The sequence below is a fragment of the Halolamina pelagica genome (assembly GCF_900115675.1).
Classification (GTDB): domain Archaea; phylum Halobacteriota; class Halobacteria; order Halobacteriales; family Haloferacaceae; genus Halolamina; species Halolamina pelagica.
This window is the reverse complement of sequence record NZ_FOXI01000006.1, coordinates 135,187-147,370: the sequence shown is the minus strand read 5'-3', so window position 1 is coordinate 147,370 and position 12,184 is coordinate 135,187. Positions and strand designations below refer to the sequence as shown.

The window sequence follows — 12,184 nt, the reverse complement described above, 5'->3', positions numbered from 1 at the left end:
CGACTCCGTCTTCTCACCGCGACTCGATCCCGAGCCCCTCCGCGATCAGTTCGTGCGACCGCAGCGCCCGCTCGTGGTCCGGCACCACGTGCTGGAGCATCACCTCGTCGACGCCGACGCGGTCGGTCAACTGCTCCAGCAGCCCCGCAATCGTCTCCGGGCTCCCGGAGATCGCGCGGGGCCACTCGTCCTCGTCGAGCGTCGACGGCGTCGGCTCCGGAACGCCGCCGAGTTCGTCGATCGCCTCCTCGACCGACGGCGTCGACCCGACCTCCCCGCGCTGCATCCGTTTGAACGAGGCCTCCGCGACCGCCCGCAGTCGCGCGGCCTCGTGGTCCGTCTCGGCGGCGACGGCGTTCACCGCGACCATCCCCTCGGGCTCGTCGACGCCCCCCGCGAGCGACGACTGCTCGAACGTCTCGCGGTAGGCCTCGAACGCCGGCACCGCGAACTGCGGGCGGATGAACGCCGCGAAGCAGAACCGCAGGCCGAGTTTCCCGGCGATCTTCGCGCTGGCGGCGCTCGACCCAAGCACCCACGGCGCCGGCTCGTCGCCCCCCGAGCTCGGGATCTCGATGTCGGCGTACTGGTGCCCCTCCGGGAAGTCGTCGTAGAGGTGGTTCACGACGGCCTCGATCTTCTCGGTGTGGTCCGCGTCGGGGTTCTGGACGCGTCGGCTGGTGCCGAGCGCGCGGTCCACCGCCGGCGAGCCGTTCGCGCGCCCCAGCCCGGCGTCGATCCGGCCAGGCGCGAGCGCGTCGAGGGCGGCGAACTGCTCGGCGACCTTGAACGGGCTGTAGTGGTTCAGCAACACTGCCCCCGAACCCAGGCGGATCGACTCGGTCTCGGCGGCGAGGTGGCCCAACAGCACCTCGGGCGTCGTGCCGGCGAGCCGGCTGGCCATCCCGTGGTGTTCGGCGACCCAGAACCGCGCGAACCCGAGTCGATCGGCCTGCTGGGCGGCGTCAACGGTGTTCTCGTACGCCTCGGCTGCGGTGCCGTTTTCGGGGACCGGCGAGAGGTCGACGGCGGAGAGCTTCATACCGGACGGCGGGGACTGCGGGAGAAAACGGTTCGGCTAGCGGCGTACGGGGTGGGGACCGGTCGCCACGACCGAATCAGTTACCCGCGATCTGGCGGCTCCACTCCTCGATCCAGCCTTGGAGGTTCCCCCGGAGCTCGTCGTAGGTGAAGCTGACCGCCTCCGGCGGGACCTGCGCGTACTGCTCGTACTCGGCGTGTTCGTCGCCGAACTCGGCGTCGGTGACGGCGGGGAACGCGACGTTCCGGACCGCGATTTCGGCCTGCACCTCCGGCCGGAGCATGAACTCCATGAACGACTGCGCGAGGTCGGGGCTGTCGGTCCCGGCGAACCGGGCCATCCCCTCCGGGTTGGCGTAGGCCTGATCGTTCAGGAACCGGATCTGGTGGCGGTCCATGTCCTGCCCCGCGCGGTTGGCGTACACCTGGTCCGTCGAGTAGGAGACGACCATCGGCGCCTCGTCCTTGCCGTAGGCGCTGTAGGAGGCGTCCCAGCCGTCGAGGATCCGCACGTCGTTCGCCTGCAGGTCCGCCCAGTAGTCGAGGTAGTTCTCCTCGCCTTTGGCCTGGATCGTGTGCAGCAGAAACGCCCGGCCGGTCGCCGACGAGGAGGGGTTCTGGGCGAGCAGGTCGCCGGCGTACTCCGACTCCAGCAGCCCGTCGAACGTCTCCGGGGCGACGAACTCGCCGCCGTCGGCGGTGGCGTTCCAGACGAGGCTGATGTACCCCGTGTCGTAGGTGACGGCTCGGCCCTGGGGGTCGAACTGCAGCCCCTCCTTGATGTCGCCGGCGCCGTCGAGGTCGGGCGCCTCGGCGAACAGCGAGCCGCTCTCGAGGTTGTCGTCGAGCCGGATCAGGCCGTCGACGTTCAGGCCGACGTACACGTCGGCGTCGATCTCCACGCCGGCGTTGGCCCGCTGGATGTACTGGTCGAGTTCGTTCGGCGGCGTCTGCCAGACCAGGTCGGCGTCGAACTCCGACTCGAACTGCTGTTTGATCCAGGCGCCGGGACTGGTGCTCACGGCGTCGATGAACGAGCTGTACGTCGCGACCACCAGCGTGTCGCTGCGGCCGTCGCTGGTGCCGACGGTCGTCGACGTGGGCTCGGTGGGTTCGGTCGAGGTGGTGTCGGTCGGCGAGTCGACCCGGTCGGCCGAACAGCCCGCGAGCAGCGTGACGCCCGCCGCACCGGCCGTCTGGATGAACCGCCGCCTGTCGATCCGGTCTTCGCTCATTACTCGGTTGTTTCTCCGGATGGTAGTTAAGCCGCACGGTCCGGGACGCCGTCGACGGGACAACGGTTTTGCCCGCTCGGGTTCCCGGGGGCCGTATGAACAGCGACTGGGGAGAGACTCGACTACTGGTGGTCGCGCTCGTCGGCCTGACTGCGCTGTCGGCGGTCGTGCTCTCGGAGGTGCTCTACACGGTCGTGTTCGCCATCACGGTGGCGTACACGCTGTTCCCGTTCCGGAAGCTGCTGGTCCACCGCGGGTTCTCTCGGCGGGTCGCGACGGGGGCGATCACCGGCGTCGCCGCGCTGGCAGTGGTCGCCGCCGTCGTGCCGGCGGCGTACGTGCTCTACCAGCGACGCTCGGCGCTGATCGGTATCGCCCGCGCGTTGCCGGCGACGATCCCCATCGAGATCGGCGAGTTCTCGTACCTGATCCGGACGAGGCCGCTGACCACGGCCGCCAGCGACGTGCTGCAGGACGCCGCGCTCTCGATCGCCAGCGCCGCGACCGTGCTCTCGCTGAAGGGGCTGCTGTTCGCCATCGTGGTGTACGGGCTGCTCGCCCGTCCGGGCTCGTTCAGGACGGTCGCCGTCGGACTCGTCCCCGTCGAGTTCCACGACGCGCTCGAGCGCTACCACGAGCGGATCCAGGCCACGCTGGCCGGGATCTATCTGGTTCAGGCGGCGACCGCGGCCGCGACCGGCGTCGCCGCCTACGTCGTGTTCGCCCTGCTGGGGTACGAGGCCGCGCTCACGCTCGCGATCGTCGCCGGCCTGCTCCAGTTCGTCCCCGTCGTCGGACCGAGCGTCGTGATCGTCACGCTCGCGGCCGTCGACGTGGTCAACGGCGACGTGACGCGGGCGACGACGGTCCTGATCGTCGGCCTCGTCGTCGTCGGTTTCCTCCCGGACGCGATCGTTCGCCCCCGACTGGCCTCGCTCGCCGGCGAACTCCCGATGACACTCTACTTCGTCGGCTTCGTCGGGGGCGTGCTCACGATCGGGCCGCTGGGGTTCGTTCTCGGCCCGCTGGCCGTCGGACTGCTCGTCGAGACGGTGCAACTGCTGTCGACGGCACCGGGGGTCGAGGAGGCAGCCGACGCCGACGACGTGATCCAGTCGGACCGCGACGCCGGGATCGAGTAGGCGGACCGCTACTCGTTGCCCACCAGTTCGCCGCCGCGCTCCCGCCACTCCGTCAGACTGCCCTCGTACAGGTCGACGGTCCCGTATCCCAGCTGCCGGAGCACGAGGTACGTGTGGCTCACGCGCCGGGCGGTGTTACAGTACAGCACTGCCCGTTTCTCCGGGACGATCCCCCGATCCGTGAGCAGCGCCCGGAGTTCGTTCTCGGGGCGCAGTCCCCGCGTCCCCTCGTCGACGAGCTCGCGCCAGTCCAGTTGGACCGCGCCGGGGAGGTGGCCCTCCTCGAACTCCCACTCCTCGCGGGTGTCGACGAGCGTCACGTCGCCGGCATCGACCGCCGGAAGCAGGTCCCGCACCGTCTCGAAGTCCACCAGCGGCGTCTCGGCGTCGGGATCGCTCTCGTACTCGGCGGGTGTGGGGTCGACCGGGTCGGTGGTCGTCCCGTACTCGCGCTGCCAGGAACTGAAGTCGCCGTCGAGGACGTGGAGCCGCCCGGGATCGTGACCCAGTAGCAGCGCCGTCACGACGAACCGCGCCGCGAACACGCCCTGCGTGTCGTCGTAGGCGACGATCTCGGCGTCGCTGCCGATACCTGCCTCGGAGAGCAGGGCCTCCCACTCCCCCCGGGGCGGGAGTTTCCCGGCCTCGCCCTCGTCGGAGCGGAAGGCGTCGAACGGGACGTTCACCGCGCCCGGCAGGTGGCCGATGCTGTCGTACTCCCAGGGCTCCCGGACGTCGACGACCGCTACGTCGCGGTCCCGGACCCACGACGCGGGGACGAACGGCTGCATGGACGAACCCAGGGACCGCCCGGACTTAGCCCTCGGGTTCGCGTCACGCTCGACCGCCATCGCGCCACCGAACTGACCGTCCGAGAGGCCGGCGAGAGCGACCGGGGACTCCCCGCTTAAGTTGATAGCGCCCCAACAAACGAGCGAATCATGGTTTCAGACCCCGAGTACGCGACTGACGCGCTCGTCTCCGCCGATTGGGTGGCGGATCGGCTCGACGAGTTCCAGAGCGACGACCCTGGCCTGCGCCTGGTCGAAGTGAGCGTCGACACCGAGTCCTACGACGACGAACACGCGCCCGGCGCCATCGGCTTCAACTGGGAGACACAGCTGCAGGACCAGACCACGCGGGACATCCTGAGCAAGGGTGACTTCGGGGACCTGCTCGGCTCCCACGGCATCGCTAACGACTCGACGGTCGTGCTCTACGGCGACAACTCCAACTGGTTCGCCGCCTACGCCTACTGGCAGTTCCAGTACTACGGCCACGAGGACGTGCGCCTGCTCGACGGCGGCCGGGACTACTGGCTCGAGAACGACTACCCCACCACGACGGAGGTGCCTGACTTCCCCGAGCAGGACTACACCGCCCGCGGCCCCTTCGAGGACATCCGCGCGTACCGCGAGGACGTGGAGAACGCCATCGAGCGCGGCGTGCCCCTCGTCGACGTGCGCTCGCCCGAGGAGTTCTCCGGCGAGGTGCTGGCGCCGCCGGGACTCAACGAGACCGCCCAGCGCGGCGGCCACATCCCGGGCGCCCAGAACGTCTCCTGGGCCGCGACGGTCAACGACGACGGGACGTTCAAGTCCGCCGAGGAGCTCCGCGACCTGTACGCCGAGAAGGGGATCGACGGCGACGAATCCGTCGTCGCCTACTGCCGCATCGGCGAGCGCTCCTCGATCGCCTGGTTCGCGCTCCACGAACTGCTCGGCTACGAGTCGACGGTGAACTACGACGGCTCCTGGACCGAGTGGGGCAACCTCGTCGGCGCGCCCGTCGAGACCGGCGACGCCGAATAGCGACGCCGACCGCGGCTCCCGACCCCGACCCCCCGCTTCCGTGGGCTACAAGCCGCTGCTCGTCCACTCCCGAAGCATGAACGTGGACTCGTTCCGCGACGACCTCCGGGCCGCCCGCGACACCGAACTCTCCCGATTGAGTTCCTCGAAAGCCGTCTACGCGCTCACCGGCGGCGAGATGGACGGCGACGCCGTCCGGACCGGTACCGCGCGCGAACTCCGCGCATTCGCCCCGATTCTGGAGCGCTGGCGTGACGACGCCGACGGCGACGCGGCCGACCTGTTCGCCGACGCCGCCGAGTTCGCGGCAGAATTCGCCGACAACTTCGACGCCGAGGCGTCCGACGGGGACGACTCCCGTCACGTCGTCGCCGACGCGCTCGACGCCCCCGGGAACGACGTGGAGCGACTCGCCGGGGCCGCCGCGGCCCTCCTCGTTCTCGACGAGCTCGCGGGCCAACTGGTCGGCTTCTTCGTCGGCGACGCCGACCGAAAGAGCGCCGACGAGTTCCGGACGTTCCGCGCGGAACTGGCCGACTACGGCGACGAGGCGGCCGAACTGCTCGCCGCACGCTGTGAGAGCGAGGCCGACGAGGAAGCCGCCCGCGACGCCGGCACCGCCGTCGTCGACGGCGCCTACGACTGGTACGTCGGGACGCTGGAGTCGATGGGCGTCGAACCGAAGAACGTCTGCTGACGCCGGAACGTTTCAACTTCTCCACTCGAAATCGGGGGGTGTCCGGCGACCGACGTGCTACACGCCCTCGACCGTCTCGCGGTAGGCCGTGATCGCCTCCTCGGCGGCGTCGATGTGGGTAGTCACGTCCTCGCCGGCGCCCTCGCGGAGTTCCGTGAGCGCGTTCAGGTGGCGGGCGAGGCGGCCGTGGTCGGGGCCGCTGTCCGCGGAGGCCAGCGTGGCGAACTGATCGGACAGGTCGTACAGTCGGCGCTGTGCCTCCGCGTCCGACGCAGCGGCGCTCGCCTGGCGCAGTTCCTCGCTCGCCGTCTGGAGCTGCTCTCGGGGCATACGCGGCGGGTTCGGTCCGGAGCGCCAAAGCCGTTCGGACGGACACCCCCGCGACCGGGCTCCTCAAGTTCTACGAGCCCCTGCATCCGGTAATGAGCGACTCCGAGAGCGGTCCCCTCTCCCCGGACCGACCGGACGCCGAGCACCCGTTCCGCGTCGACGCCCCCTTCGAGCCCGCGGGCGACCAGCCCGAGGCCATCGAGCAGTTGGCCGCGGGGTTCCGCGAGGGGATGGACCGACAGACGCTGCTGGGCGTGACCGGGTCGGGGAAGACCAACACCGTCTCCTGGACCGTCGAGGAGCTCCAGCAACCGACGCTGGTGATCGCCCACAACAAGACGCTCGCGGCCCAACTCTACGAGGAGTTCCGCGAACTGTTCCCGGACAACGCCGTCGAGTACTTCGTCTCCTACTACGACTACTACCAGCCCGAAGCCTACGTCGAACAGTCGGACACGTTCATCGAGAAGGACGCCTCGATCAACGACGAGATCGACCGGCTGCGCCACTCCGCGACCCGGTCGCTGTTGACCCGCGAGGACGTGATCGTCGTCGCCTCCGTCTCGGCGATCTACGGCCTCGGCGACCCGCGCAACTACGTCGACATGTCCCTGCGACTGGAGCAGGGCGAGGAGATCGGCCGCGACGAACTGCTCGGCCAACTGGTCGACCTGAACTACGAGCGCAACGACGTGGACTTCACGCAGGGCACGTTCCGCGTCCGGGGCGACACGGTCGAGATCTTCCCGATGTACGGCCGGTACGCAGTGCGTGTGGAGTTCTGGGGCGACGAGATCGACCGCATCCGGAAGGTGAACACGCTGGAGGGCGAGGTCGTCAGCGAGGAGCCGGCAGTCCTGCTCCACCCCGCGGAGCACTACTCGATCCCCGAGGAGCGCCTGCAGGAGGCGATGGCCGAGATCGAGGACCTGATGGCGGAGCGCGTGCGCCACTTCGAGCGGCAGGGCGACCTCGTCGCCGCCCAGCGCATCGAGGAGCGCACGACCTTCGACCTCGAGATGCTGCAGGAGACGGGCTACTGCTCGGGGATCGAGAACTACTCGGTCCACCTCTCGGACCGCGAGCAGGGCGAGGCGCCCTACACGCTGCTCGACTACTTCCCCGACGAGTTCCTCACCGTCGTCGACGAGTCCCACCAGACGCTCCCGCAGATCCGCGGGCAGTTCGAGGGCGACAAGTCACGCAAGGACTCGCTGGTCGAGAACGGGTTCCGCCTCCCGACCGCCTACGACAACCGCCCGCTCACCTTCGAGGAGTTCGAGGAGAAGACCGACGAGACGCTGTACGTCTCGGCGACGCCGGGCGACTACGAGCGCGAACACTCCGACCAGATCGTCGAACAGATCGTCCGCCCAACCCACCTCGTCGACCCCGCGGTCGAGGTCACCAGTGCGGAGGGCCAGATCGAGGACCTGATGGAGCGCATCGACGACCGCATCGAGCGCGACGAGCGCACGCTCGTCACGACGCTCACCAAGCGGATGGCCGAGGACCTGACCGAGTACCTCGAGGAGGCGGGCGTGAACGTCGCGTACATGCACGACGAGACCGACACGCTCGAGCGCCACGAGATCATCCGCTCGCTCAGGCTGGGGGAGATCGACGTGCTCGTCGGCATCAACCTGCTGCGCGAGGGGCTGGACATCCCCGAAGTGAGTCTCGTCGCCATCCTCGACGCCGACCAGGAGGGGTTCCTGCGCTCGGAGACGATGCTCGTCCAGACGATGGGTCGCGCCGCACGGAACGTCAACGGCGAGGTCGTGCTCTACGCCGACGAGCGCACCGACGCGATGCAGAGTGCGATCGAGGAGACCCGTCGCCGCCGGGCGATCCAGCAGCGCTACAACGAGGAACACGGCTTCGAGCCGACGACCATCGAGAAGGAGATCGGCGAAACCAACCTCCCGGGGAGCAAGACCGACGCCTCCGGCGCCGCGAACGCCGAGGTCGGCGACGCCGACGCCGCCGCCCGACAGATCGAGCAGTTGGAGGAGCGCATGGAGGCCGCCGCCGACAACCTCGAGTTCGAACTCGCGGCGGACATCCGCGACAGAATCAGAGAGCTCCGAGGGGAGTTCGACCTCGACGGCGGCGAGGAGGGCGTCGCGCCCGAACCGGACGCGGAGTTCTAAGGCGCCGGGGTCGCCGTCACCGTCGTGTTTCCGCCACGCGGGACCCGGTCGTCCTCCGTCCCGGATTCGTCCTCCGGTTCGGAGTCGCCCTCAGTGTCCGGGACCGGCGTCCCCGTGGTGCTGCTGTTCGGCGCTTCGTTGGTTCCGTTCGGCACCTCGTTGCCGCCAGTCGGCACTTCGCTGCCGCCGTTCGGCGCCTCACCGCTGCCGTTTCCGCCCGTCCCGTTCGTCTGACTGCCGACCGCGTTCGAGGGGCTGTCCCCCGTCACGGATCCGTTAACGTCGGCTGGCGACGGGCGGTTCTCAGTGCTGTTCTGGACGTCCTGTCCGGCCCCGTCGGGCGGCCCCGTCGTGGAGTCGTTCCGGTTCGGTCTTGATCTCTCGGACGGGTCGACGCTCTCGGGCGGGCCGCGCGCGGAGGCGTTGGGCGGGCCGAGCCCGTTCCCGACGCTCTCGCCGGCGATGGCCCGGGCCGCCTCGGCGACCTCACCGCCGCCGGTGCTGTTGGCCTGTTGGGCCACCGACCGGATCTGACTCACGTCGGCGCCGTGCTCCCGGAGTGCCTGCTCGGGCAGCGAGTCGGCGACGGTCGCCGTCTGGTTCGCTCGGCGCTCGACCGCCCGGAGCTGGGCGGCCAGCGCGGCGAGTCGGGCCTGGTACTGCCCCTGCCCGATGCTGCCGTTCTCGTGGGCGCGCTCGAGGCGAGCCTTCTCTGCCTCGAGTTCGTTCAGTCGTTCCTGGAGGTGACCCTGCTGCTCGGCGACGATCCGGGCCTTCGAGCCGTTGGACTCGGCGGCCGCGAACTGTCGGTCGAGCGAGCGCTGGGCGACCTCGCTGTCGACTTCGGCCTCTTGGACGTCGACGACCCCCGCGAACGCGGCACCGGGTGCCGGTCCCGCCTCCGGCGTGGTCTGGGCTCCGGACAGCGTCGCAGCGGCCGGGACGCTGCCGAGGACCACGGCGAGCGTGATGGCGACGATAGCGGTTCGGTTCACACGAGTCAGGTGGTGACCCACCGGTAAAAACCGTCCACTCGCTCCACTCGGCTTCACCCCGATTAACCCAGCTTAACGCCCGGACGGCGGGGGATCGTCCTCGTCGTCGGGGAACTTCAGCACGTTCTCCCGGCCGAGGCGGAACGACTCGACTTCCCCCTCGTCGCGCAGGTCGCTGACGACCTGGCTCGTGCGGGCGGCGCTCCAGTCGAGTTCCTCCGTGACCGCCTTCTGCTTCATCCGGCCGCCGTTGCGCTCCAGGAGGCGCATCACGCGCTCCTCCGGACTGAGCAGTTCCTCGGAGGTATCGTCGGCTGCTTGGGGCTCGTCCGTCGCGCCGCCGACTGCGGCGGGCGTTCCGTCGCTGTCCGCCTCCGCGTCAGTGGGGGCGTCACTCCCGGACGCGCCACTGCCGGGAGCACCCCCTTCGGACGCCTCGCGGGCCCGGGCGGCCTGCTGTCGGCGGTAGTACCAGACGATGCCGGCGGCGGCGAACAGCACGATGCCGACGATCGCGCCCAACGGCGGGGTCCCGCCCGCCGGGCGAACCACGACCCGGGGCTGGCCCACGTCGAACTCGCGGGGCCCGGTCCAGGTCACCGAGTTCTCGCCCTCGCGGTCGGGCTCCGGCTCGACCACGTTCGTGACGTACCCCTCGGGCCAACTGATCGTGAGTTCGGTGTCGGCGTCGAGGAACAGCCCCGCCAGCGCGTCGCCCGCGGCGATCTGGCCGTCGGACACCTCCGCGAACGCGACCCAGTCGAAGCCGTAGCGGACGATACCGTACTCGCCGCTGAGCGGGCTGGTTTGCGCCTCGACGGTGACGTTCTCGACGGCCATCTCCCGGCCGGTCGCGTTCTCGGCGGCCGCGACCGTCGACTCCATGCGTGAGGCGAACTGCCCCCGGTAGTCGCTGGTGTTCCGCTCGATGTCCTGCTGGAGGCTCTCGAACGCCTCGGTGGTGTTCTGGTCGTCGAGCGCGACGCGGTACTCGATGCTCCACCGGGCGTCGCCGTCCTCGTCGACGGCGGCCTCGAGCACGACCGTGTCCGTCTCCACGTCGCCGGTCTGGAGCGCGGGGAACTCCGCGGCGGCGCCGACGCCCGAACTGACGAGCAGGACCGTCAGCACGACCGCGAACACACGAGCCCCCCAGCACGAGGTGTCGGACGGGGCGGCGTCCCGGCGACAGGACGTGCCGGGGAAGACGGTCCGTGGATCCATTCGCCCGAACGTGGGTCGCCCCGGAGTAAATGCGTTGCCGTCCCAGGTTCCGGCCGCCGCCCCGCGTGTTTCGAACCCGTCACGTTCGACGCCGAAGGCCCGGAAACGGCCATAGCCCTTTTGCGTGCTCGCCGCGACGCGACTCGCATGGACACGCGAGGGAGCCTCGAGGCCGAGGACTTACTGAAGCTGATACTGCTGCTCGTGGTGGTGTGGCTGGCCATCGAACTGCTCGGCGAGGTGCTCCAGCTGTTCACCGGCCTGCTCGGCCTGATCCCGGACCTGCTCGGGATCGTGATCATCGTGCTGGTGATCCTCTGGCTGCTCGACCGGATCTAACGCCCGTCGACGCGGTCACGGGCCGTCACGCCGACGCCGACGACGCGCTTTTCACTGCCGACCGTCCAGTTCCCGCCGTGAACCGTCGCGCCGACAGCACCGCCGTCGCCCGCCCGCGGTGAACCTCCGCGTCCCCCCGGCGGTCGAACGGCTCGCCGATCGTCTCCACCCGAAACTCACCCCCTTCGAGCGGGTGCGCGAGCGCCACACCCTCGTCGTCAAGCGCATCGAGGCCGACACGTGGCAGCGGGGCGGCGGTGGCGTCCGCGAGCGCCTCCGCCGGATCCTCGACGAGACGAAGCCGTTCCCCGTCCGGATCGACGGCGTCGACTACTTCGCCGATCCGCCGGACGGCCGCGGTCCCGTGGTGTACCTCGCCGTCGAGAGCGAGGGGATCCGCCAGCTCCACCGGCGGCTCTGCCGGGAGTTCCCGGTCGTCGACGACCTGGAGGGGGAGAACTACGTGCCGCACGTCACGCTCGCCCGCGGGGGCAGCGTCGCCGACGCCGAGCAGGTCGCCGGGACCGAGATCGACGCCGTCGAGTGGACCGCCGAGCGGGCGCTGACGTGGGACCGCGAACACCGCGAGGCGGTCGATCGCTTCCGGCTACGCGGCTGATTCCCGAGCTTCGTTCGCTACCCGGAAAAGCGGTTTGGCGGATTTTGGTCCCCCTAATCGACTGAGACGCCCGTTTTTCGGGGAGAACCACAAAACCCTATACGGTGGCAGGTGAACATCGGGGTGATGCCAACCGTCGAATACCTCAACTACGAAGTGCTTGACGACCACGGCTGGTCGATGGACGACGACGACCTGTTCGAGCAGGCCGCGGACGCGGGCCTCGACGACGAGGACTACGGCACGCTCGAAGTGAACCAGGGCGAGTACATCCTCGAGGCCGCGGAGGCCCAGGGGTACGACTGGCCGTTCTCGTGCCGGGCCGGCGCGTGTGCGAACTGCGCCGCCATCGTGAGGAAAGGCGAGATCGACATGGACATGCAGCAGATCCTCAGCGACGAGGAGGTCGAGGAGAAGAACGTCCGCCTGACCTGTATCGGCTCGCCGGCCGCCGACGAGGTCAAGATCGTCTACAACGCGAAGCACCTCGACTACCTCCAGAACCGCGTCATCTAACGCGGGACTGCGTCCGTCGACCGCGCCTTTTTGCCGGGGTGAGGAAGCACAAGCACGTCGCTCGGAGCCTCCTCCCGCCGTC

13 protein-coding genes are annotated in these 12,184 nt (G+C 69.6%); 7 read left to right on the top strand and 6 right to left on the bottom strand.

Annotation, left to right across the window (positions count from 1 at the left end):
• Positions 1-13: 13 nt before the first annotated feature.
• Both BMZ83_RS10155 and BMZ83_RS10150 read right to left on the bottom strand, forming a co-directional pair.
• A complete protein-coding gene (locus BMZ83_RS10155) occupies positions 14-1,042 on the bottom strand; it encodes an LLM class flavin-dependent oxidoreductase (RefSeq protein WP_074878258.1) in 1,029 nt (342 codons plus the stop codon).
• Positions 1,043-1,118: 76 nt separating this feature from the next.
• Positions 1,119-2,261 (bottom strand): thiamine ABC transporter substrate-binding protein, encoded by a 1,143-nt coding sequence (locus tag BMZ83_RS10150; protein ID WP_074878390.1) that lies wholly within the window; start codon positions 2,259-2,261, stop codon positions 1,119-1,121.
• Between the two features lie 110 nt (positions 2,262-2,371).
• Between BMZ83_RS10150 and BMZ83_RS10145 the strand changes: the two genes are divergently transcribed.
• A complete protein-coding gene (locus BMZ83_RS10145) occupies positions 2,372-3,418 on the top strand; it encodes an AI-2E family transporter (RefSeq protein WP_074878256.1) in 1,047 nt (348 codons plus the stop codon).
• Positions 3,419-3,426: 8 nt separating this feature from the next.
• Here BMZ83_RS10145 and BMZ83_RS10140 read toward each other — a convergent pair whose 3' ends face one another.
• Positions 3,427-4,209: a sulfurtransferase gene (locus tag BMZ83_RS10140; RefSeq protein ID WP_074878255.1), complete on the bottom strand. Its 783-nt coding sequence runs from the start codon at positions 4,207-4,209 to the stop codon at positions 3,427-3,429.
• A 150-nt stretch (positions 4,210-4,359) separates the two neighbouring features.
• Here BMZ83_RS10140 and BMZ83_RS10135 point away from each other — a divergent pair, with 150 nt between their 5' ends.
• Both BMZ83_RS10135 and BMZ83_RS10130 read left to right on the top strand, forming a co-directional pair.
• The gene (locus tag BMZ83_RS10135; RefSeq protein ID WP_074878249.1) at positions 4,360-5,229 is read left to right on the top strand and encodes a sulfurtransferase; all 870 of its coding nucleotides are present in this window, start codon (positions 4,360-4,362) and stop codon (positions 5,227-5,229) included.
• A 76-nt stretch (positions 5,230-5,305) separates the two neighbouring features.
• Positions 5,306-5,926, top strand: coding sequence for a hypothetical protein (locus BMZ83_RS10130; protein WP_074878247.1), 621 nt, complete (start codon positions 5,306-5,308; stop codon positions 5,924-5,926).
• Positions 5,927-5,983: 57 nt separating this feature from the next.
• On the opposite strand, the gene BMZ83_RS10125 is transcribed toward BMZ83_RS10130, so the two are convergent.
• Positions 5,984-6,256 (bottom strand): DUF7553 family protein, encoded by a 273-nt coding sequence (locus tag BMZ83_RS10125; protein WP_074878245.1) that lies wholly within the window; start codon positions 6,254-6,256, stop codon positions 5,984-5,986.
• A gap of 92 nt (positions 6,257-6,348) precedes the next feature.
• On the opposite strand from BMZ83_RS10125, the gene uvrB reads away from it, so the two are divergent.
• Positions 6,349-8,409: an excinuclease ABC subunit UvrB gene (uvrB, locus tag BMZ83_RS10120; protein WP_074878243.1), complete on the top strand. Its 2,061-nt coding sequence runs from the start codon at positions 6,349-6,351 to the stop codon at positions 8,407-8,409.
• Here the strand turns inward: uvrB and BMZ83_RS10115 are convergent.
• Together BMZ83_RS10115 and BMZ83_RS10110 are read right to left on the bottom strand one after the other, a co-directional pair.
• Positions 8,406-9,404, bottom strand: coding sequence for a hypothetical protein (locus BMZ83_RS10115; RefSeq protein ID WP_074878241.1), 999 nt, complete (start codon positions 9,402-9,404; stop codon positions 8,406-8,408). The two genes, uvrB and BMZ83_RS10115, sit on opposite strands and share 4 nt — an antisense overlap.
• 72 nt (positions 9,405-9,476) lie before the next feature.
• Entirely contained in the window at positions 9,477-10,628 is a 1,152-nt protein-coding gene (locus BMZ83_RS10110; protein WP_079990156.1) for a helix-turn-helix transcriptional regulator, read from the bottom strand.
• A gap of 147 nt (positions 10,629-10,775) precedes the next feature.
• Here BMZ83_RS10110 and BMZ83_RS10105 point away from each other — a divergent pair, with 147 nt between their 5' ends.
• The 3 genes from BMZ83_RS10105 (at position 10,776) to fer (ending at position 12,102) form a co-directional block, all read left to right on the top strand.
• Positions 10,776-10,967, top strand: coding sequence for a DUF7554 family protein (locus BMZ83_RS10105; protein WP_074878239.1), 192 nt, complete (start codon positions 10,776-10,778; stop codon positions 10,965-10,967).
• 118 nt (positions 10,968-11,085) lie between these two features.
• Positions 11,086-11,586, top strand: coding sequence for a 2'-5' RNA ligase family protein (locus BMZ83_RS10100; protein ID WP_074878237.1), 501 nt, complete (start codon positions 11,086-11,088; stop codon positions 11,584-11,586).
• A gap of 126 nt (positions 11,587-11,712) precedes the next feature.
• Complete coding sequence (gene fer, locus BMZ83_RS10095) at positions 11,713-12,102, top strand: ferredoxin Fer (protein WP_074878387.1); 390 nt, start codon at positions 11,713-11,715, stop codon at positions 12,100-12,102.
• Positions 12,103-12,184: the final 82 nt, after the last annotated feature.